Consider the following 15,621-nt stretch of genomic DNA (forward strand, 5'->3'; position numbering starts at 1 on the left):
CCTGCGACGGCACGACCCGGTTTGGGACGTGCGGTCAAAACGGTGAAGCCTCGGGGCTTGCCCCCGAGGTACTTCACAGGTAAACGAAGGGTTTCGACGTGAATATGGTCGGGACTACATCGGTTCGCGAGATATTGACCTTGGATTTCACGTAGACCCGTCTTGGAGCGATGCAGAGCTAAGGGACATGCCCGTGGGAGGTTCGATAGAAAGAATTGGCGAGTTGGGGTACAGCAGAAGTAGGTTCGGCTTTGTCAAGAACTTCCATCGAGAAACCGGAGAAAGACTATCGGAAGATGAAGCAAACGAACTTCCGCTCCACGATACTTTTGAGGTATTCATCGATATAATTCCGGATACGTCTGAACTCGATTCATTCGAGGATGCTTTCGGTTTCCGACCGCCGTCCGAGCCATTGCTGAAGAAAGCTTTCGACGGCAACTGTGAGCCGCTGTCTGGATACGTTGACTGGCGCGTATCTGACTCGGTAAAGATTGCTGAGCCATCTCTCTTAGCTGCTATGAAGATTCGATCCGCTCCCGATAGAGACAAGAACCACAAACGCGTGAAAGATTTAGCTGACCTACATGCCCTTCTCTGGTACGTGAAGGACGTCTCCGAGATTCAGAAGGAAGTAACCACTTACGTAACGGGGCGAACTCTTGATAGATTGGAAAGGTGTACAGGTTCGAAACTTTTCGAGAATGCAGCCAACCTGTTACAGATTGACCCTGAACTTGTTAGGGAATCAATATTGAGACTCAAGACGTAGTTGTAACTGAGATTAGAGTGGGTTGACTAACCCATCTTGTTGAGTGCTTTTTGTCGCTCTTCTATCGGCGCGTGGTCGTACTTCACCGTAGTAGTCGCGGACTTGCGACGAGCTTGAACGGAGTATAGAGATCTCCGAGGAGAACCGTGAGCGTCTCAGCGAACGCGGAACCGTGGACATGACCTACGACGACGTACTTACCGAAGTTCTAGACGAGCTAGAAGACCTGAAAGACGAGTGATTCCTGGCTAGGTTCTATTATCACGTCAGTCGTGCGTATCTCTCGACAGAGGGCAGTAACCGAGGCAAGATCTGTGAAGTATCGACAGTGGTGTGTGTCCGAGTACCTGCTTAAAATATATAGGCATCTGGCGAGTATTGGAGAATATGAGGGTAAGAGAATCTATCTTGATGCCTCGAGGCATGCATCTGTTTCTGATATTAACTGGAGCTATGTTCGGTGTATTGATAGGCTTCAAAAATTCCGGAACTGTCGGCACTTTGGCATGGGTAATCCTAGGAGTGGTTTTTATGTACGTGAGTATGATAGCTGGAGCAGTAGTGCAAAATGTAGGAGGGTTCGTTCAACGACAAGTCGAAGAGAGATATAGTGAATGAGATTGAGGCAGTAAGCGAGCCGTATTCCGTTCACGCTCTGTCTTCCTCGGAGCGTCAGATGTGTTCAGCGGTGTGTTTCGTCCGTAGCAACCCTGAGAGATAGTAGCGTATGTAGCGAACCCTTATTTGCGTTCCTTCGCCCACTCAAGTAACGGCGTCAGTCTCTCTTCCAGTTCCCTACCCTCCTCTGTCAGTTCATACTCCACGCGGGGCGGTATTTCGTCGAACTGGTTGCGGTCCACGAGACCTCAGTCGACGAGTTCCCCCAGTCGGTTGGAGAGTGTCAAGGTACTTTCTGAGGTGCTTGGTGAGACATGCTGACCATATTGAAGCCCGGAAGCTCTGTAGCTACGGTAGTTTTATATCTGTCTACAATGTACTACAACGTATACATGACTTCGATAAGCGCGCGAATCCCAGACGAAGACGAAGAGGAACTACGGAAAGTCGCGGAACTCCTCGACGAGGACAGGAGTTCAACGATCAGGAAAGCACTACGTGAGGGTCTTGAGGAGCTACGTGTCCGTCTCGCGATAGAACAGTACCAGTCAGGAAATGTCTCCGTGAACGAAGCCGCGCGCATCGCCGGGGTCAGCATAGCCGAGTGGCTGGAGATAGCGCGCGAGCGTAATCTAACCACGCAGCTCCAGCCGGAGGACATCGAGAGTGACGCTGACTCCGCCCTCGAGATATGAGGGTGTACGTCGACGCGACGACTATCATCGCCCTCGGTAGCGTAGGCGAACTACAGCTCCTACGGAACTTCGACGGCGAAGTAACCGTTCCGCCAGCGGTTCGCGACGAGGTGACGACGGAGCCGGCGCGTACGAACCTCGTGAACTTCGTTGATTCGGACGAGGTACGAACGGAACTCACCACGTCCAACGGCAGTCTCAGAGAGGCACGCGAGGTGCTGAACGAGGATGAGGAGAACGGCGACGTACAGATAGTCGCCTGCGTTCTGGAGCAGGAGGACGTGGCTGTACTGTCCGACGACAGACGCGTCAGGACAGTATCAGAAGGCTTCGGCGCGACGGTAACCGGAACCGTTGGCGTGGTTGTGAGAGCCGTCAGAGAAGGTATGTCGTCCGAGGAAGCGAAGGACGTAGTTCGGAGAGTCGACCAACATGGTCTTCACATGACAGCTGAACTACGAGAGAAGGCTTACGAACTGGTTGAGCGAGAGGACACCAACTGATTTAGCTCTGCGATTGTAGAGCCAAGTATGGGTGCTTCCGACTGGGCAGGAAGGATGTGTATAGAGCTTGAGGAGGAGTTCGGAATCTGCAACGAAAGGGCGCTGCGGGTCACCACGCTCGTGAGGATGATGGTCGGCGAAGACGGATACGAAGAGGTGTTTGGGGAACATGGCAGCGAACAGTACCAAACACATCAAGAACTGCTGATCGAAGATCTCGATATATCCTTGAAACGTCAGGAAGGAGATAGCATCGAAGAAAGATGGAACAGCCTGATGGATAGCCTTGGATGTCAGAGCCGAGCAGAGAAAGGGGTGTATCTGATTCCGTGGGAGGAATACGATGCTGACGACTGGCAGAATCCCGGTGTCTCACGAACGCGACCGGAATAGGCTAAATTCGATTGGCCTATCTTATATCCGGTCCGCAACAGATTTTTCGAGTCCTGTTTTACTCAGCTTAGTCACATCCTCGTTTTCTATTGAATCTCTTACATAGCCATTATCGAATTCCTCATCTTCCTTGTATATACGACAGGGATCTCCCTGTAGATCCAGAATACGCAGAGGGTACTTCGTAAGGGTACTTGAGAGGGGGTACTGATCAGGGGCACTTGATCAGGGCAAACGGAAAAAACTGGTTCTCCAGTTTCCCTTTCTCGTTTCCCAGTACAGTATTGGGATGGGGAGATAAAAATAAAATACGTTCTATCCGATACACTCGGTGAAACAAAAATACCGGATACGAGGCAGAGAACTATTGAACGGCTCGAAGTATGGATATGACGGGGCGTATTTCAAGGTACCCAACTACTCTACCTACGTCTTTTCGCCACTCCGTCTGCGTGCCCTGCCGCTGGCGGAGACAAGTTAGCGTTGATGTAACCTACTGAACGTCGTTGGCAGGAACCGGTACGAACCCTTTTGGAAATCAGGTACCAATCCCGTTCAACATGAGCGAAAGCACCGACACAGACGAACTCGGTCGTCGTCTGCTCCAGAAGTCACGTACAGAACCGTTGAGGTCGAAGATGGAGGGCTTCGCCGAAAGACACGGAAAGACCGACCGAGACCTCAAAGACCTGCGAAGGAACGGTGGAAAAGACCTATCCGAGATAGCTGACGAAGGACGCCAAGAACGGATTTAGATTGAGTATCTGTTCTTATATACCTCCGCACTCGTCAAGAGATACTACCCCCGAACGTCCGCCACACGGTCAATCATCTCCCACTCGAACTCGGCAAGCTTCTCCGCCGCGTCGTCCTCCGTATCGATGACGTACATCTTGCTTCCGGCTACCTCGCGCGGCTGTTCGACGAGACCGAGGTCCACAAACCGGTCAAGGTGTTCGTAGACGGTCTTCCTCGATACTCCAGCAAGGTCCGAGATCTGCGTCACGTTCAGGTCCTGATCCGGTTCGCTCAACAGCGCGGCGAGTATCTTCGGCTCCGCGTGGTTCCCGAATACCGCCGTTAGTACGCTGTCCTCGGCGTAAGGTTCCGCGTCTTCTTTGGTTTCTACTTCTGACATAGTTATTAGATTAATAGGTTGTTAGATACATAAGACTTGTCGTTGTAGTAACACATTGTTACCTGTACTACACAATATTTAATATACGTTCGCCTCAACAAAACACTAAGATTGATATCGAGGACGAGGATGACCGCGAACTCGCTCTCAAAATCGTCAACAAGATGCTACGGAAGACGGTCCTCGGATCCCACAAGAAACAGGTCGATACGGTCAAAGGATGGGTGGCGACCCACAACGAGAAACGCGCCGAAAAGCTGATACGAGAGCTAATCAAGGATCCAGACGTTCCCCTCGAAGCCTACGGCGGTTCGCGCGACAACGTACGTCTCACGGGTATCGAGGACGGTAAGGGGTTCGTGGAGGAGCTTGGTGGTAGCCCTCCGTTCGGTGTATAGTTCGCGGGGAAATTTCCGTGTTTACCCCATCTTCGAACCGCCCAACCGCGCCACTAGCTGTCCCTCCGCGTAAACCCCGCGCACTGCGCTGGCGGAGACGGAGACGTGATAACCTTTTACCGTTGTGTCACGTTGTTAAGGGTAGCATTGAGCACCGAAGAACGCAAGATCACACTAACGCAGGAAGGCGGTCTATGGAAAGCGGTGGACGAACAGACGGGCGTAGAGGTTCGTATGGAAGACCGTCAGGAAGCCCTGAAGAAGCTTGACCGGCTTGTGGAAGCCGACGACCCGTCCGACGACGCCTTCTTCACCGCACCGACGTTTACGACGGGTGACGGCGACGCCTCGGAGAACGTAGACGAATACCTGAACGAAGCAGGATGAACCGTCCGCGTCCGGTTTTCGTAGACACGGGTGCTCTGTACGCGCGTTTCGTCTCCGACGAAGTCAACTACCGGTACGCGTGAGTCTGCGGATAGTTGCACATGCAACTACTTCGTGAATAATACTTAGTCCGTCCGAAGATATGCCTCCATCTCCTGACGCACGGTATCGACCGTCCCGTCGGTCGCCTTTGCGGGTTGCTTTGTTATCATCCGGTCTTTGAGTGTGAGAACTGACCACGGAGAGACGTAGGACGTTCGAGGGAGCCGTCCCTTTTCGAATCTGTTGGTGGTGAGTTCAATAGCCTCAGTTCGAGCCGTCGTCGTGATCGCGACCGCGATGTACTCCTGACCGTAGAAGGGAACATTACTGTTCGAGAGGATTAGATACGGGCGTTTCGGACTGTTGCCCAACGGATCCTCGGCGATAACGATAGCGCCCTGCGGGTACGCCATCCGCTACTCCTCGTCGCTCAGGTCAGGTAGCTCGTCAGCCCACCCATCGTTCTGTGCGTACCAGTCATCACTGTACGTGTCGGCTACCGTCTCGACCCCGAGGAACGCAGCCGTTGCTGCTGCGAGCCGGTCGTCCTCCGCGGCTCCCCAGTACGGTTCCTTGTGACGAACAATGCCCGCTGTTTCGAGTCGTTGCAGTGTCGGTCCGATGCTCCCACGTGGAACCCCGGTTTCTTCTGCCAGCTCTGCCGGTGTGTATCCGACGGTTGGATGCTCCAGTAGGAACTCCAGCAACTGCCTCGCGTTGGTTCCTTCTGACAGGTCAACCCGTTGGCTTCCCGGTTCATATGTTTCGAAATCGACGGGCATGTACGACTATTGTATTCGAACCGTATTAGGCGTTTGGACTGACATCCTTCCCGCCGTCCCCGCGCCCTGCCGACGGCGGAGACCAGCGGTGGGTCGGTAAACGCTTAAACCTAAGCAGGGCTAAGATACGGACATGAGCATCGTAAAGACGGAGGACACGCTCGGCGGGGAGCCGCGTCTCAAAGACAGGCGCGTCTCCGTAATGCAGATAGCCGAGATGTACATCGATGGCGGTATGTCACCTGAGAACGTAGCCGACCAGCTCGGCGTAGGGCTGGACGAGGTACACGAGGCTCTCGCGTACTACTACAGACACCCCGACGAGATGGACGAGGTACGCGCGAGGCACCGTGAACTGGAGGAAGAACTGAAGGAAGACCCCGAAATACCCGAACGTGCAGAGAGATAGATGGGGTTCGTAGCCGACGAACACGTACCGAGTGCGGTTATCAACGCGCTCCGTTCCAAAGGCTACAACGTTCTACACGCACCGGAGGTGTACGCTCAGGGGGACGACGATCCCGAACTTCTCCAAAACTGCGCCAAAGACGGGCGCGTCCTACTAACAAACGACAGGGACTTCGTCCGACTCGCCGACGAGAAGGAACACTCCGGCGTCATAATCTACACCGACCAGAAACGACCGCCGCGTGAGGTGCTGAGGGCTGTCATACGGATAGACGATGCATACTCGGGTAACCTCAAAAACAGAACCGTCTGGCTCGGAGGTTGGGTATGACCGAACACCTCGACCACGAACCTGAACGGAACGGTATACTCGACTTCTTCGAAGCGCCGAACCGCGCTACGTACGTCGTCCCTCCGCGTAAGCTACGCGCTCTGCCGCCGGCGGAGTCTTGACCAACACGGTAGACGGGCATGTCCTGAACATGAGTGGGAGATCCTGACGACGGCGACGACCGCCGCCAGTCTTATACAGTCGTATAGCTTAGGTATAGACATGAGTACCGACAGCGAACGTAAACCCGTTCCCGTCTCGCTCCCGTCCGAACTTGTCGAGGAACTCGATACGCTCGTGGAGGAAGGTGTCTTCTCTTCGCGCTCCGACGCGATACGGTACGGCGCGCGCCTCGTCATACGCGAGGAGAAACAGCACCAACGTCTGCACGAGCGCGCCGACGACCGCGCCGAGGACGACATACGCGAACGGATGGAGCGCAAGAGGGAGTCCTGACAGGATGTACCTCGACACCGACGCCGTGCTCGCGCGCCTCAAGGTTGAGGACTGGCTACGGTCGTTCGTCTCGCCCGACGTTCTCGAATCTCCGGTTACCTCGACCGCGACGGCTATCGAGGTTCAGTACGTTATGGGGGACGAATGGGAACTCGACAGGCTCACCGAGGTGTCGGAACGGATCGCGGACGAGGGTATCGAACTCTCGCCGCTGACACGCGAGAACGTCGAGGCGTCGGAGGAGCTACGCGGGAGGTACGACGCGCTCGGTGTCTTCGACTCTATACATCTCGGTGTGGCGTGGACGAACGACGAGCCGACACTCTCGACCGACACGCTCTACCCCGACATAGACGAGGTCGAACATATCGACCCACGTGATTTAGGATAAAGAATGAGCGACAGCTTCGAGGGTTTCGACGAATCCGGCGTGAAAGGTAGGATGGTAGAATGGCTGAAAAAGATGGTTCGCCGACGTCACCGGGGATAACCGAGAGGGGCGAATACTCAGTTTCAGCGTACGTTCGCGCTGGGTCGTGGAACGACGCCGTCCGCGAGGCGGATTAAGAGCCACATGCCGAACCCGGGACCGGTTCTTGCGGGCAAGAGGCGGGAGGTGATGAGTACAAGAGGTATAGCGAGAACCGGAGAGATATGGTACGTCGTCCCTCCGCGTCGTCTACGCGCTCTACCACCAACGGATCCGTGACAGTCCCGGAAAGCCGTCCACCTTTCGACCCGGTGCCGACCCAACCAAAGAGGTATACCTAAACACCACCTTCTATTGTACAGGGACAGTATGAGTCAGAGCATCAGACGCGAGGATACCGCCGAAGGCGTCACGGTAATCGACGAAAGAACCGGCGAGAAGGTCACCGCCGAGACGTACGTCGAGGCTCTTGAGGAACTCGCACAGCATCTAAGCAACCTCGCTACGCTCAATAGGCTCTTCGACGACGTACAGAAAAGGTTTGACGAGACAGGTACCACCGAGGACGACGTCGAGGAGGCTATAGAGTGGGCGAGAGATCGGTAGTCTACGACACGAACACCGTCGTATCGGCTCTGGAGTTCGGAGGAACCCCACAGACAGCCCTTCTTACAGGATTCACGCGGGTATGGGACATGTACTTCTCAAAGGAGATACTGTCCGAAATCGAGCGTGTCATGCGGTACGACAAGATACCGGTTAGGGAAGATGAGTCGGAACTGTTTCTCACGGTTATGCGGGATGAAGGGGTACCCGTTGAACCTAAGGTTTCGGTAGATGAGTCCGATGACCCGGATGACAACAAGTTCTTGGAGTGTGCCTTTGAAGCCAACGCACAGTACCTCGTTTCCGGCGACAGCGACCTACTCGAACTCGGGAAGTTCCGAGGTACTGAAGTAGTCACCCCGGACGGGTTTCTCGGACAGCAGGACGAGGGTTCACGGCTAACAAACTCGTAGGGTGTGACGTTATCAGACCATTTAGAAACCGTCTTCTTCTAATACAGCTCGAACACCTCGACGCCGAACCCGACGACGACGCACGGCTTTTCCGGCGCGCCGAACCGCGCAACCTTCGTCGTCCCTCCGCGTAAACCCCGCGCACTGCGCCGACGGAGCCGTGAACCCGAGAAGCCCTCGTTACCCTTATTTGCCTGTAAACGAGACATATACATGTGACCACCAAGACCGTGCGCCTTGATGAGGACGTCTACGAGATGCTCGCGGAGCGCAAACGCGACGACGAGACCTTTTCGGAAGCCGTCGAAAGGCTCGTCGGCGGCAGACCACTAGTCGAACTCGACGGGGTGTATACCGAGGACGAGGTACGCGAGATAGAGCAAGCGTTGGATGACAAATACGAACGCGAAAGAAAAGAGCGTATCTCGGAGACACAGCGACGGTGATACTCGACACGACGTTTCTCCATGACCTCATGTACGGCGAGGATAACGCTGTCGAGAAGGCACGCGAACTCGACGAAAGCGGAAACGTTTCTCTTTCCTCCATGACGGTCTATGAACTCTACTACGGCGTTGGCTACACTGACAAAGGAAGTGGCGAAAAAGAAAAGATAGACTCGGTGATAGGCTCCAAACAGGTTCTGCCCGCAGATGCACCTGTAATGAGGAAGGCGGGGAGGATAGACGGAAAACTCTCAAGAGATGGCGAAAAGGTCGGACAGGCTGATACCGTAATCGGTGCGACGGGTGTACTGCACGACAGACCGGTTCTAACGCGGAACGTCGCCGAGTTCGAACGTATTCCGGAACTGGAAGTCGAAACGTACTAACCGAACGATGTGCCGTTTCGCCGCGTAAGCTACGAGCACTGCCGCCGGCGGAGGGGGGCTAACGGAGTATATAGCCGCCAGCTATGATGGGTGTCTTTGACAGAACCCGGTACGAACCCTTTTACTACTCAAGCACCAATTTCATTCAAGATGAGCGAAAGCACCGACACAGCTGAACTTGGTCGTCGTCTACTTCAGAGGTCACGTACAGAACCGTTAAGGTCGAAGATGGAGGGCTTCGCCAAAAGACACGGAAAGACCGACCAAGACCTGAAAGACCTGCGAAGGAACGGTGGAAAAGACCTGTCCGAGATTGTCGACGAAGGACGCCAAGAAAGGGTTTAGATGAACCACCTGTTCTTCGATACCTCCGCGCTTGTCAAGAGGTACTACGAGGAAGACGGTACGGAAGCCGTGGACGCTCTCGTCGAAGAAGAACAGAATCAGGTGATTATCAGCTCACTTTCCGTCATAGAGTCTGCGTCGGCGTTCCGTAGAAAACATAACCGCGGAGAGCTATCCCAAGACCGCGTGAATCTACTACTCTCCGAGTTCTTCGAGGAGGCGTTAGACGGGTTCGCTATCGTTCCTTTGGAAGAGCCTATTACGGAGTACTCATTTGACCTGATACTCGAAGAGGATCTACGAACCCTCGATAGTCTACAGCTGTCAACAGCTCTCTCGGTAGACAGTGGAGGTATGGTCTTTGTCTCAGCGGACAGGAAGCTCAACAAGGTGGCGAACAGGTGTGGACTCGAAACGCGGAATCCTACAGACTGATACTCTCTGCGAAACCGCAACCGCGCCACTACGCCGTCCCTCCGCGTAAGCTACGCGCTCTACCTCCGGTGGAGACCAGCGGTGAAAAGAGTCGGTAAACGCTTAAACCTGAGCGGGGCTAAGATACGGACATGACCATCGTAAAGACAGAGGACACGCTCGGCGGAAAGCCGAGACTCGAAGGCAGACGCATATCTGTTCTCCAGATAGCCGAGATGGTGATAGACGCCGGAAGGTCGCCGGAGCGCGTCACCGACGAACTCGAAATAGGACTCGACGAGGTACACGAGGCTCTCGCGTACTACTACAGGAACATCGACGAGATGAACGAGCTACGTGAGAGGAAACGAGAGTTACGCGAGCGAATAAAGGAGAACTCTAACGCACCGGAGAAGGCGGACCGATAGCGGTGTTCGAACTCGTCGCCGACGAGAACGTTCCGACGCCGGTCGTCGAAGCCCTACGGTCGAACGGCTACGAGGTACACCGCGCACAGGAGGAGTACGGACAGGGGACCGCCGACGGCGAGATACTCGAAGCCTGTGCCGACGAAGGACGCGTGATACTCACGAACGACAACGACTTCGCTCTGCTCGTTGAGGATGCCGAACACGCCGGAGTCGTGGTCTACAACGACCAAAACCTCCGCACCCGCGAGATTCTGAGGGGCGTGGTGAGTATAGACAACGCCTACGACAGCCCCGAAAACCAGCTTGAATGGCTTGAAGGATGGATATGATCAGGCATCTTACTTCTCTCGAACCGCCCAACCGCGCGGCGTACGTCGTCCCTTGACCACCGCGGGAACCGTTCCCCCTCAGTCAAAAGGGATTGTGGGACTAGATACGCGTAGCCCGTGAACAGCGGAAGGATAGAAAGAACTCGTTTCTACAGCAGAAAAGATATATACCACAACCACCTACTACCGCGTATGCTGACGCTCGGAGAAGAAGATGAATTAGTTGAGGATATAAAAGAGGGGATTCAGATAGCGATGGATAGAACGGGATTTGAAGGGGAGATAGATCGAATTAAGCTCAATAAGCTAGTATATCTAGCGATCCGAGATAACAGTGTCCCGATAACTTATGGGTGGTATAAATATGGACCCTCACCTGTGAATGCCAATCAGTCTTGGAATGGGGGGATTCAGCCTAAGGCTATGCAAGATATTTATACTCCTGACGAGGCTAGAATGCCAGGGAAAAAGAGGAATGCACCTAACCCTCGCGAATATTCTTACTACTTTGAGGACTTAGATAGCTTCCAGAACATTCTACAAGAGGAAACTAAGGAATATCTGATAGACTTCTATTTTGAAAACGCTCCGGAGGGGTACTGTGATCTATATATAGCCTGTGCGGAGTTCCAGCAGGAAATAGACGAGATACACGGTTCAAGAGACTGGCATTCTGATTCTGAGAGATACATTAGAAGTATCTCTGAGAAATATCCACGAGTCATGTATGAAGTTCGTACAAACCCAGTTCTTGATGAGTCAGTAGATAACATGCAGCAATACGGTGAGGTATTGGAGACGGTGATTAAATCTGCCTCAGATGAATCTGAAATATCACATCAACAACAGCGATATATAGATACGCTAATCGGTAAGTTCTACGGAGAAGCATGGAGGCACGTAGCACTACTAATCTCTCGAGAGACTGTTCACCTATCTCCTGGAGAAAACAAGAGTAAATTGAAAAACAGTATAGAGAACGATCTGCAGACTCTCAGAACAAGTTATCAAGACGAGTTAGATAGTCTGCGTGAGAGAGCACACGAATACAATTTAGATAACCTCTCCCCGACTAATTGGACAACCGAAAATGCGAACCAACATCCGGTTGATGAACGACTTGACGAGATAGAGAATGATAAAACAGCAAGTCTAATTGAATGACCACTCGACATTCCCTTTCTGATGATTCTGAAAGTGCGTTAATTATTGAAAAGTCGGCGAAGGATAATTTAGAGGGTGAATTAAAAAAGAAGACTAACGAAAAGAGAAATTTCTTCAAGAGACTGAGGAGCGAATTTCTTGACGGAGATGTCCCGGAGAATTGCGTGGAAAAAATCTATAAAGGCGTGGACAGTCTCGTGCAATTCCGTGCAGGAAATGAGATGCGCGGATACTGCGTGTATACGGATAGTGTTCCTTCTTACAATATACTCTATATATTCGAAATCACGGATCACAAATACAGTAAATATGAATTAAGTAAGTATGATGCTCGAGCAGGTAAAACTCTTGAGGAATTAGATAACCTCTCAAATACGGAAGAGGTTGAACAGTATCTTGCGAATAACAATGCCCACTATTCCGAAGATATTAAAGAATATATACAGAGTATTTGACCTGAACTAATGAACCGTGCTACAGAACCGGATTCCTAGGGGGTGTGAGTTTCTTTTCTAGCTCCTCTGAAGCCTTTACCATTTTCTCAAACAACCCTACATATCGATCAAACTCAGGAGTGGGATCATCTACATCTAGAAGAGAGGTCTCGTTTAGGCTCATGTGAAACATATCTAGCTATCTCTTCTAAATAGCACCCGTTTACAAGATACTGAAGAGGATCCGGACCCTCTTCCGTACCGTACCCGGCATCGGCGCGTGGCACACTAAGACTGACCAGCGCACTCGTATCCGCTACCACGGAGCCTAACCGGGGACGGCTACTCATCTTCCATCAGCCGTGGTACCCTCGCCCTCGTAGATATCAACGTCCTCAGGAGGGGAAACATCGAGGGCTTCGTCCTGCAGATCCGACTTGAGGAGACGGTGAGCATCCTCGGCACCGACCAGCTGTTTGACCGTCTCGAAACCGATCCTGTCGTCGTAGTACCTGTCTGCGACGAGTTCCTGAAAGCTCTCGCTCTCGGCGGTCTCTTCAAGGTACTCACGGATGGCTTCGACGAGGAGATCCGTGCGGTCTTTGTCGAAGATATCGGCTACCGAGTCCAACCGCTCAACGAGATACTCCGGAGACTGAAACTGAACCCGTTAGGGATCCTCACCGATACTCATCTTATATGAGAGTTTTGCGCACAGGCTTATTATATTAACGGGAGTTTGCCTCCGCTGTTCACTTGCCCTGAAGCCGAGGACGTTGAACGTGATCGATCTGTCCAACGTCCACTCCGGTCTGGAGCTTGAACAGGAGTCCACCGACGAGCCCCGCCGCAAACGGCGGAGAAGATGACATAGCCGCCAGCTATGGTGGGTGTCTTTGACAGAACCCGTACGAACCCTTTTACGACTCAAGCACCAATCTCATCCAACATAAGCGAAACCACCGACACAGCTGAACTTGGTCGTCGTCCCCTTCGGAGGTCACGTACAGAACCGTTGAGGTCAGATGGAGGGCTTCGCCGAAAGACACGGAACTACTCCCGAAGTTCCGCCACGCGGTCGATCATCCCCCACTCGAAATCAGCGAGCTTCTCGGCGGCGTCGTCCTCGGTGTCGATGACGTACATCTTGCTTCCGGCTACCTCGCGCGGCTGTTCGACGAGACCGAGTTCCACGAACCGGTCGAGGTGTTCGTAGACGGTCTTCCTCGACACGCCCGCGAGTTCCGCGATCCGGGTCACGTTCATATCCTGATCCGGCTCGCTCAACAGCGCGGCGAGTATCTTCGGCTCCGCGTGGTTCCCGAATACCGCCGTGAGTACGCTGTCCTCGGCGTAGGGTTCCGTATCGCCCTTGGTTTCTGCTTCTGACATGGCTACTCAGTTACTCCTAAGGTAATGAAGTACATAATACTTGTTGTTGAAACAAGAGTTTGTTACTTGAATTACACAAGTTTTAATGTAGGCTCCGTACGAGCAGATGCTGAGATGGATATCGAGGACGAGGATGACCGCGAACTCGCTCTCAAAATCGTCAACAAGATGCTACGGAAGACGGTCCTCGGATCCCACAAGAAACAGGTCGATACGGTCAAAGGATGGGTGGCGACCCACAACGAGAAACGCGCCGAAAAGCTGATACGAGAGCTAATCAAGGATCCAGACGTTCCTCTCGAAGCCTATGGCGGTTCGCGCGACAACGTCCGTCTCACGGGTATCGAGGACGGTAAGGGATTCGTGGAGGAGCTTGGTGGTAGCCCTCCGTTCGGTGTATAGTTCGCGGGGAAATTTCCGTGTTTACCCCATCTTCGAACCGCCCAACCGCGCCACTAGCCGTCCCCCCATGCTACTCGCGCCTAACTACCTCCGAACCTGTGGATATCCCCTACCGACGGAACTCAGAACCAAGAAACGCCGGGAATCTGCGTATACTCCCTTACGCCCAGTCATGGTCATCGAGACCTTCATACTGCTTAAGACGGCTTTCTATCTCCCAGGCTTCCCAGCCGCAGTCGTGGTACAGAACCTCGGCGAGTTCGTCGAAGTTGCTCTTGTCGAGTTCTATACCACGGTTCCCGCGGTAGGTTACGTAAGCCCCCGTTCGGAGATCGTCGTAGACCTCACGCGCGGTCGGGTAGTCGCCGTCAATGGCTGAGAGAATGAGCAGGGCTTCCTCCGTTATCGGCGTCCCCCACCGGTGCTTCGCTATCATCGTCGCCAAGAGCGCGCAGATTACCGACGGCTTCTCCATGGTGCCGATGAGAAGCCGCTCCCGCATAAGTGTTAATAACCGTTTACAGTAGTGGAAACGCTTATACACACAGGGTACCCTTCTACTGTATGAGCGGTACTGAGCACGCGGAAACCGACAACGAGCGAAAGAAGGAACTCCGTATGGAGAACCCCAGCGGATGGCTCTACCTCACCCAACACGACGCGGTTCCCGTACTCGTTGATGCGCTACTCGATCTGCCGCCGAACCGTGAGTTCAACAAAACCGAACTCGCCGAGCATGCAGGCGTTACGCGTCAGACGGTCGGGAACTACACCGACCTCCTGATCGAGACCCGGCTCATCGAGGAGGTACCGAAAACGTCGCCCCGCAGGTACCGCGTCGCGGACAGCGACGTTATACGACAGCTCTTCGAGTTCAACAGCGCGCTCAACAACGCCGGTGAGTAAGCTCGTATCCCGACGGTGCCGTACACGCGCCAAGGAACCGGCTACCCGGCTGACCGAACCGTGTCTCGAATAAAGATACACATCTGAACGTCTCACGGAGTCCGTCGGCGTCATGGGGACGCGTCATGAACTTACCGAGGCGCAGGGGACGATCCGCGGCTTCTTCGAACCGCCCAACCGCGAGTACTACTTCAATCCATGCCACCCGCGTCTCAACGTGCCGCTGACGCCGTTCCCGCCACCGTCTCGTCACCCGCGGTCTTCCAAACACACAGTATAGCCACCGTCATCTATATGAGTATGAAAAATATATGTATAGATATGTCGGAGCACAGACGAAAGGTTGGTGACAGGGGACAGGTCACCATCCCCAAGGAACTACGTGACAGCCGTGGTATCAAAGGCGGCGACGAGGTTAAGTTCGTCGAGGTCAACGACGAGATTCTCATCAAACCGCCGACCGACGACGAGCGTCTGGCTGAGGGCTACCGGAAACGCGCCGAGCGATCCCGACGGATTGCCGAGGAGATGGACGAGGCATCGTCGGAAGCAACCGACCGACTCGGAGAGGCACCCGACCGGGACGACTGAGGTGGAACA

General features: G+C 53.7%; 34 protein-coding genes and 1 pseudogene. 26 read left to right on the forward strand and 9 right to left on the reverse strand.

What is annotated here, in order from left to right; translation table 11 throughout:
- Window positions 1-193: 193 nt before the first annotated feature.
- Complete coding sequence (locus EGH25_RS06765) at window positions 194-772, forward strand: hypothetical protein (RefSeq protein ID WP_266086988.1); 579 nt, start codon at window positions 194-196, stop codon at window positions 770-772.
- A gap of 740 nt (window positions 773-1,512) precedes the next feature.
- Here the strand turns inward: EGH25_RS06765 and EGH25_RS06770 are convergent.
- Window positions 1,513-1,632, reverse strand: coding sequence for a winged helix-turn-helix transcriptional regulator (locus EGH25_RS06770; RefSeq protein WP_266086990.1), 120 nt, complete (start codon window positions 1,630-1,632; stop codon window positions 1,513-1,515).
- Window positions 1,633-1,782: 150 nt separating this feature from the next.
- Here EGH25_RS06770 and EGH25_RS06775 point away from each other — a divergent pair, with 150 nt between their 5' ends.
- The 4 genes from EGH25_RS06775 (at window position 1,783) to EGH25_RS06790 (ending at window position 3,736) form a co-directional block, all read left to right on the forward strand.
- Complete coding sequence (locus EGH25_RS06775; RefSeq protein ID WP_266087366.1) at window positions 1,783-2,085, forward strand: UPF0175 family protein; 303 nt, start codon at window positions 1,783-1,785, stop codon at window positions 2,083-2,085.
- A complete protein-coding gene (locus EGH25_RS06780; protein WP_266086992.1) occupies window positions 2,082-2,588 on the forward strand; it encodes a PIN domain-containing protein in 507 nt (168 codons plus the stop codon). Before EGH25_RS06775 ends, EGH25_RS06780 begins: the two co-directional genes overlap by 4 nt.
- Before the next feature lie 27 nt (window positions 2,589-2,615).
- Window positions 2,616-2,981 (forward strand): hypothetical protein, encoded by a 366-nt coding sequence (locus tag EGH25_RS06785; RefSeq protein ID WP_266086994.1) that lies wholly within the window; start codon window positions 2,616-2,618, stop codon window positions 2,979-2,981.
- Window positions 2,982-3,541: 560 nt separating this feature from the next.
- Complete coding sequence (locus tag EGH25_RS06790) at window positions 3,542-3,736, forward strand: hypothetical protein (protein ID WP_266086996.1); 195 nt, start codon at window positions 3,542-3,544, stop codon at window positions 3,734-3,736.
- Window positions 3,737-3,780: 44 nt separating this feature from the next.
- On the opposite strand, the gene EGH25_RS06795 is transcribed toward EGH25_RS06790, so the two are convergent.
- The gene (locus EGH25_RS06795; protein WP_266086998.1) at window positions 3,781-4,119 is read right to left on the reverse strand and encodes a winged helix-turn-helix domain-containing protein; all 339 of its coding nucleotides are present in this window, start codon (window positions 4,117-4,119) and stop codon (window positions 3,781-3,783) included.
- A 164-nt stretch (window positions 4,120-4,283) separates the two neighbouring features.
- Between EGH25_RS06795 and EGH25_RS06800 the strand changes: the two genes are divergently transcribed.
- Window positions 4,284-4,517, forward strand: a complete 234-nt coding sequence (locus EGH25_RS06800) for a hypothetical protein (protein WP_266087000.1) — start codon at window positions 4,284-4,286, stop codon at window positions 4,515-4,517.
- A 147-nt stretch (window positions 4,518-4,664) separates the two neighbouring features.
- Window positions 4,665-4,904 (forward strand): DUF3237 domain-containing protein, encoded by a 240-nt coding sequence (locus EGH25_RS06805; protein ID WP_266087002.1) that lies wholly within the window; start codon window positions 4,665-4,667, stop codon window positions 4,902-4,904.
- A 125-nt stretch (window positions 4,905-5,029) separates the two neighbouring features.
- On the opposite strand, the gene EGH25_RS06810 is transcribed toward EGH25_RS06805, so the two are convergent.
- Both EGH25_RS06810 and EGH25_RS06815 read right to left on the reverse strand, forming a co-directional pair.
- Entirely contained in the window at window positions 5,030-5,359 is a 330-nt protein-coding gene (locus EGH25_RS06810; protein ID WP_266087004.1) for a hypothetical protein, read from the reverse strand.
- Window positions 5,360-5,362: 3 nt separating this feature from the next.
- Window positions 5,363-5,728: a winged helix-turn-helix domain-containing protein gene (locus EGH25_RS06815; protein WP_266087006.1), complete on the reverse strand. Its 366-nt coding sequence runs from the start codon at window positions 5,726-5,728 to the stop codon at window positions 5,363-5,365.
- A gap of 133 nt (window positions 5,729-5,861) precedes the next feature.
- Here EGH25_RS06815 and EGH25_RS06820 point away from each other — a divergent pair, with 133 nt between their 5' ends.
- The 7 genes from EGH25_RS06820 (at window position 5,862) to EGH25_RS06850 (ending at window position 8,372) form a co-directional block, all read left to right on the forward strand.
- Window positions 5,862-6,137, forward strand: a complete 276-nt coding sequence (locus tag EGH25_RS06820; protein ID WP_266087008.1) for a DUF433 domain-containing protein — start codon at window positions 5,862-5,864, stop codon at window positions 6,135-6,137.
- Window positions 6,138-6,467 carry a DUF5615 family PIN-like protein gene (locus tag EGH25_RS06825; protein ID WP_266087010.1) on the forward strand — a complete coding sequence of 110 codons (330 nt, stop codon included), beginning with the start codon at window positions 6,138-6,140 and terminating at the stop codon, window positions 6,465-6,467. It abuts the gene before it with no gap.
- The gene (locus tag EGH25_RS06830) at window positions 6,464-6,589 is read left to right on the forward strand and encodes a hypothetical protein (protein WP_266087012.1); all 126 of its coding nucleotides are present in this window, start codon (window positions 6,464-6,466) and stop codon (window positions 6,587-6,589) included. Before EGH25_RS06825 ends, EGH25_RS06830 begins: the two co-directional genes overlap by 4 nt.
- 100 nt (window positions 6,590-6,689) lie before the next feature.
- Window positions 6,690-6,923 (forward strand): ribbon-helix-helix domain-containing protein, encoded by a 234-nt coding sequence (locus EGH25_RS06835; RefSeq protein WP_266087014.1) that lies wholly within the window; start codon window positions 6,690-6,692, stop codon window positions 6,921-6,923.
- Window positions 6,924-6,927: 4 nt separating this feature from the next.
- Entirely contained in the window at window positions 6,928-7,314 is a 387-nt protein-coding gene (locus EGH25_RS06840; RefSeq protein ID WP_266087016.1) for a PIN domain-containing protein, read from the forward strand.
- A gap of 408 nt (window positions 7,315-7,722) precedes the next feature.
- Window positions 7,723-7,959 carry a hypothetical protein gene (locus EGH25_RS06845; protein WP_266087018.1) on the forward strand — a complete coding sequence of 79 codons (237 nt, stop codon included), beginning with the start codon at window positions 7,723-7,725 and terminating at the stop codon, window positions 7,957-7,959.
- Window positions 7,941-8,372: a putative toxin-antitoxin system toxin component, PIN family gene (locus tag EGH25_RS06850; protein ID WP_266087020.1), complete on the forward strand. Its 432-nt coding sequence runs from the start codon at window positions 7,941-7,943 to the stop codon at window positions 8,370-8,372. The genes EGH25_RS06845 and EGH25_RS06850 overlap by 19 nt, the downstream gene beginning before the upstream one ends.
- 38 nt (window positions 8,373-8,410) lie before the next feature.
- Here EGH25_RS06850 and EGH25_RS06855 read toward each other — a convergent pair whose 3' ends face one another.
- A complete protein-coding gene (locus EGH25_RS06855) occupies window positions 8,411-8,581 on the reverse strand; it encodes a hypothetical protein (protein WP_266087022.1) in 171 nt (56 codons plus the stop codon).
- A 6-nt stretch (window positions 8,582-8,587) separates the two neighbouring features.
- On the opposite strand from EGH25_RS06855, the gene EGH25_RS06860 reads away from it, so the two are divergent.
- The 8 genes from EGH25_RS06860 to EGH25_RS06895 all read left to right on the forward strand — a co-directional run bounded on the left by EGH25_RS06860 (window position 8,588) and on the right by EGH25_RS06895 (window position 12,342).
- Window positions 8,588-8,818, forward strand: coding sequence for an antitoxin VapB family protein (locus tag EGH25_RS06860; protein WP_266087024.1), 231 nt, complete (start codon window positions 8,588-8,590; stop codon window positions 8,816-8,818).
- A complete protein-coding gene (locus tag EGH25_RS06865; protein ID WP_266087025.1) occupies window positions 8,815-9,204 on the forward strand; it encodes a type II toxin-antitoxin system VapC family toxin in 390 nt (129 codons plus the stop codon). The genes EGH25_RS06860 and EGH25_RS06865 overlap by 4 nt, the downstream gene beginning before the upstream one ends.
- Before the next feature lie 150 nt (window positions 9,205-9,354).
- Window positions 9,355-9,549: a hypothetical protein gene (locus EGH25_RS06870; RefSeq protein ID WP_266087027.1), complete on the forward strand. Its 195-nt coding sequence runs from the start codon at window positions 9,355-9,357 to the stop codon at window positions 9,547-9,549.
- The gene (locus EGH25_RS06875) at window positions 9,550-9,984 is read left to right on the forward strand and encodes a type II toxin-antitoxin system VapC family toxin (RefSeq protein ID WP_266087029.1); all 435 of its coding nucleotides are present in this window, start codon (window positions 9,550-9,552) and stop codon (window positions 9,982-9,984) included.
- Window positions 9,985-10,115: 131 nt separating this feature from the next.
- Window positions 10,116-10,391: a DUF433 domain-containing protein gene (locus tag EGH25_RS06880; RefSeq protein WP_266087031.1), complete on the forward strand. Its 276-nt coding sequence runs from the start codon at window positions 10,116-10,118 to the stop codon at window positions 10,389-10,391.
- Between the two features lie 2 nt (window positions 10,392-10,393).
- A complete protein-coding gene (locus EGH25_RS06885) occupies window positions 10,394-10,723 on the forward strand; it encodes a DUF5615 family PIN-like protein (RefSeq protein ID WP_266087033.1) in 330 nt (109 codons plus the stop codon).
- 192 nt (window positions 10,724-10,915) lie between these two features.
- Window positions 10,916-11,887 (forward strand): DUF8098 family protein, encoded by a 972-nt coding sequence (locus EGH25_RS06890; RefSeq protein ID WP_266087035.1) that lies wholly within the window; start codon window positions 10,916-10,918, stop codon window positions 11,885-11,887.
- The gene (locus EGH25_RS06895; RefSeq protein WP_266087037.1) at window positions 11,884-12,342 is read left to right on the forward strand and encodes a hypothetical protein; all 459 of its coding nucleotides are present in this window, start codon (window positions 11,884-11,886) and stop codon (window positions 12,340-12,342) included. The genes EGH25_RS06890 and EGH25_RS06895 overlap by 4 nt, the downstream gene beginning before the upstream one ends.
- 19 nt (window positions 12,343-12,361) lie before the next feature.
- On the opposite strand, the gene EGH25_RS06900 is transcribed toward EGH25_RS06895, so the two are convergent.
- From EGH25_RS06900 to EGH25_RS06910, 3 genes and pseudogenes are all read right to left on the reverse strand, one after another.
- A complete protein-coding gene (locus EGH25_RS06900; RefSeq protein WP_266087039.1) occupies window positions 12,362-12,505 on the reverse strand; it encodes a hypothetical protein in 144 nt (47 codons plus the stop codon).
- 162 nt (window positions 12,506-12,667) lie between these two features.
- Window positions 12,668-13,015: pseudogene (locus tag EGH25_RS06905) on the reverse strand (hypothetical protein).
- 359 nt (window positions 13,016-13,374) lie between these two features.
- On the reverse strand, window positions 13,375-13,713 hold the full coding sequence (locus EGH25_RS06910; protein WP_266087043.1) for a winged helix-turn-helix domain-containing protein: 339 nt from the start codon (window positions 13,711-13,713) through the stop codon (window positions 13,375-13,377).
- Between the two features lie 114 nt (window positions 13,714-13,827).
- Between EGH25_RS06910 and EGH25_RS06915 the strand changes: the two genes are divergently transcribed.
- Window positions 13,828-14,115 (forward strand): hypothetical protein, encoded by a 288-nt coding sequence (locus EGH25_RS06915; protein WP_266087045.1) that lies wholly within the window; start codon window positions 13,828-13,830, stop codon window positions 14,113-14,115.
- 160 nt (window positions 14,116-14,275) lie between these two features.
- On the opposite strand, the gene EGH25_RS06920 is transcribed toward EGH25_RS06915, so the two are convergent.
- The gene (locus tag EGH25_RS06920; protein ID WP_266087047.1) at window positions 14,276-14,590 is read right to left on the reverse strand and encodes a hypothetical protein; all 315 of its coding nucleotides are present in this window, start codon (window positions 14,588-14,590) and stop codon (window positions 14,276-14,278) included.
- 89 nt (window positions 14,591-14,679) lie between these two features.
- Here EGH25_RS06920 and EGH25_RS06925 point away from each other — a divergent pair, with 89 nt between their 5' ends.
- The 3 genes from EGH25_RS06925 to EGH25_RS06935 all read left to right on the forward strand — a co-directional run bounded on the left by EGH25_RS06925 (window position 14,680) and on the right by EGH25_RS06935 (window position 15,612).
- Entirely contained in the window at window positions 14,680-15,021 is a 342-nt protein-coding gene (locus EGH25_RS06925) for a helix-turn-helix domain-containing protein (protein WP_266087049.1), read from the forward strand.
- Window positions 15,022-15,133: 112 nt separating this feature from the next.
- Entirely contained in the window at window positions 15,134-15,301 is a 168-nt protein-coding gene (locus EGH25_RS06930) for a hypothetical protein (protein WP_266087051.1), read from the forward strand.
- Window positions 15,302-15,342: 41 nt separating this feature from the next.
- On the forward strand, window positions 15,343-15,612 hold the full coding sequence (locus EGH25_RS06935) for an AbrB/MazE/SpoVT family DNA-binding domain-containing protein (protein WP_266087053.1): 270 nt from the start codon (window positions 15,343-15,345) through the stop codon (window positions 15,610-15,612).
- Window positions 15,613-15,621 lie beyond the last annotated feature (9 nt).

Origin of the sequence: Halorutilus salinus (genome assembly GCF_026242195.1) — an archaeon.
In the GTDB taxonomy this organism is placed as follows: domain Archaea; phylum Halobacteriota; class Halobacteria; order Halobacteriales; family Halorutilaceae; genus Halorutilus; species Halorutilus salinus.

What these genes read in the sequence shown, in the direction of transcription:
- EGH25_RS06780 (WP_266086992.1), top strand. Translation starts at nt 2,082, where the DNA reads ATGAGGGTGTACGTCGACGCGACGACTATCATCGCCCTCGGTAGCGTA.
- EGH25_RS06795 (WP_266086998.1), bottom strand. Translation starts at nt 4,119, where the DNA reads ATGTCAGAAGTAGAAACCAAAGAAGACGCGGAACCTTACGCCGAGGAC.
- EGH25_RS06820 (WP_266087008.1), top strand. Translation starts at nt 5,862, where the DNA reads ATGAGCATCGTAAAGACGGAGGACACGCTCGGCGGGGAGCCGCGTCTC.
- EGH25_RS06785 (WP_266086994.1), top strand. Translation starts at nt 2,616, where the DNA reads ATGGGTGCTTCCGACTGGGCAGGAAGGATGTGTATAGAGCTTGAGGAG.
- EGH25_RS06855 (WP_266087022.1), bottom strand. Translation starts at nt 8,581, where the DNA reads ATGTCTCGTTTACAGGCAAATAAGGGTAACGAGGGCTTCTCGGGTTCA.
- EGH25_RS06800 (WP_266087000.1), top strand. Translation starts at nt 4,284, where the DNA reads ATGCTACGGAAGACGGTCCTCGGATCCCACAAGAAACAGGTCGATACG.
- EGH25_RS06825 (WP_266087010.1), top strand. Translation starts at nt 6,138, where the DNA reads ATGGGGTTCGTAGCCGACGAACACGTACCGAGTGCGGTTATCAACGCG.
- EGH25_RS06915 (WP_266087045.1), top strand. Translation starts at nt 13,828, where the DNA reads ATGGATATCGAGGACGAGGATGACCGCGAACTCGCTCTCAAAATCGTC.
- EGH25_RS06775 (WP_266087366.1), top strand. Translation starts at nt 1,783, where the DNA reads ATGACTTCGATAAGCGCGCGAATCCCAGACGAAGACGAAGAGGAACTA.
- EGH25_RS06830 (WP_266087012.1), top strand. Translation starts at nt 6,464, where the DNA reads ATGACCGAACACCTCGACCACGAACCTGAACGGAACGGTATACTCGAC.
- EGH25_RS06840 (WP_266087016.1), top strand. Translation starts at nt 6,928, where the DNA reads ATGTACCTCGACACCGACGCCGTGCTCGCGCGCCTCAAGGTTGAGGAC.
- EGH25_RS06835 (WP_266087014.1), top strand. Translation starts at nt 6,690, where the DNA reads ATGAGTACCGACAGCGAACGTAAACCCGTTCCCGTCTCGCTCCCGTCC.
- EGH25_RS06845 (WP_266087018.1), top strand. Translation starts at nt 7,723, where the DNA reads ATGAGTCAGAGCATCAGACGCGAGGATACCGCCGAAGGCGTCACGGTA.
- EGH25_RS06920 (WP_266087047.1), bottom strand. Translation starts at nt 14,590, where the DNA reads ATGGAGAAGCCGTCGGTAATCTGCGCGCTCTTGGCGACGATGATAGCG.
- EGH25_RS06875 (WP_266087029.1), top strand. Translation starts at nt 9,550, where the DNA reads ATGAACCACCTGTTCTTCGATACCTCCGCGCTTGTCAAGAGGTACTAC.
- EGH25_RS06815 (WP_266087006.1), bottom strand. Translation starts at nt 5,728, where the DNA reads ATGCCCGTCGATTTCGAAACATATGAACCGGGAAGCCAACGGGTTGAC.
- EGH25_RS06880 (WP_266087031.1), top strand. Translation starts at nt 10,116, where the DNA reads ATGACCATCGTAAAGACAGAGGACACGCTCGGCGGAAAGCCGAGACTC.
- EGH25_RS06810 (WP_266087004.1), bottom strand. Translation starts at nt 5,359, where the DNA reads ATGGCGTACCCGCAGGGCGCTATCGTTATCGCCGAGGATCCGTTGGGC.
- EGH25_RS06910 (WP_266087043.1), bottom strand. Translation starts at nt 13,713, where the DNA reads ATGTCAGAAGCAGAAACCAAGGGCGATACGGAACCCTACGCCGAGGAC.
- EGH25_RS06900 (WP_266087039.1), bottom strand. Translation starts at nt 12,505, where the DNA reads ATGAGCCTAAACGAGACCTCTCTTCTAGATGTAGATGATCCCACTCCT.
- EGH25_RS06895 (WP_266087037.1), top strand. Translation starts at nt 11,884, where the DNA reads ATGACCACTCGACATTCCCTTTCTGATGATTCTGAAAGTGCGTTAATT.
- EGH25_RS06870 (WP_266087027.1), top strand. Translation starts at nt 9,355, where the DNA reads ATGAGCGAAAGCACCGACACAGCTGAACTTGGTCGTCGTCTACTTCAG.
- EGH25_RS06930 (WP_266087051.1), top strand. Translation starts at nt 15,134, where the DNA reads ATGGGGACGCGTCATGAACTTACCGAGGCGCAGGGGACGATCCGCGGC.
- EGH25_RS06925 (WP_266087049.1), top strand. Translation starts at nt 14,680, where the DNA reads ATGAGCGGTACTGAGCACGCGGAAACCGACAACGAGCGAAAGAAGGAA.
- EGH25_RS06790 (WP_266086996.1), top strand. Translation starts at nt 3,542, where the DNA reads ATGAGCGAAAGCACCGACACAGACGAACTCGGTCGTCGTCTGCTCCAG.
- EGH25_RS06890 (WP_266087035.1), top strand. Translation starts at nt 10,916, where the DNA reads ATGCTGACGCTCGGAGAAGAAGATGAATTAGTTGAGGATATAAAAGAG.
- EGH25_RS06935 (WP_266087053.1), top strand. Translation starts at nt 15,343, where the DNA reads ATGTCGGAGCACAGACGAAAGGTTGGTGACAGGGGACAGGTCACCATC.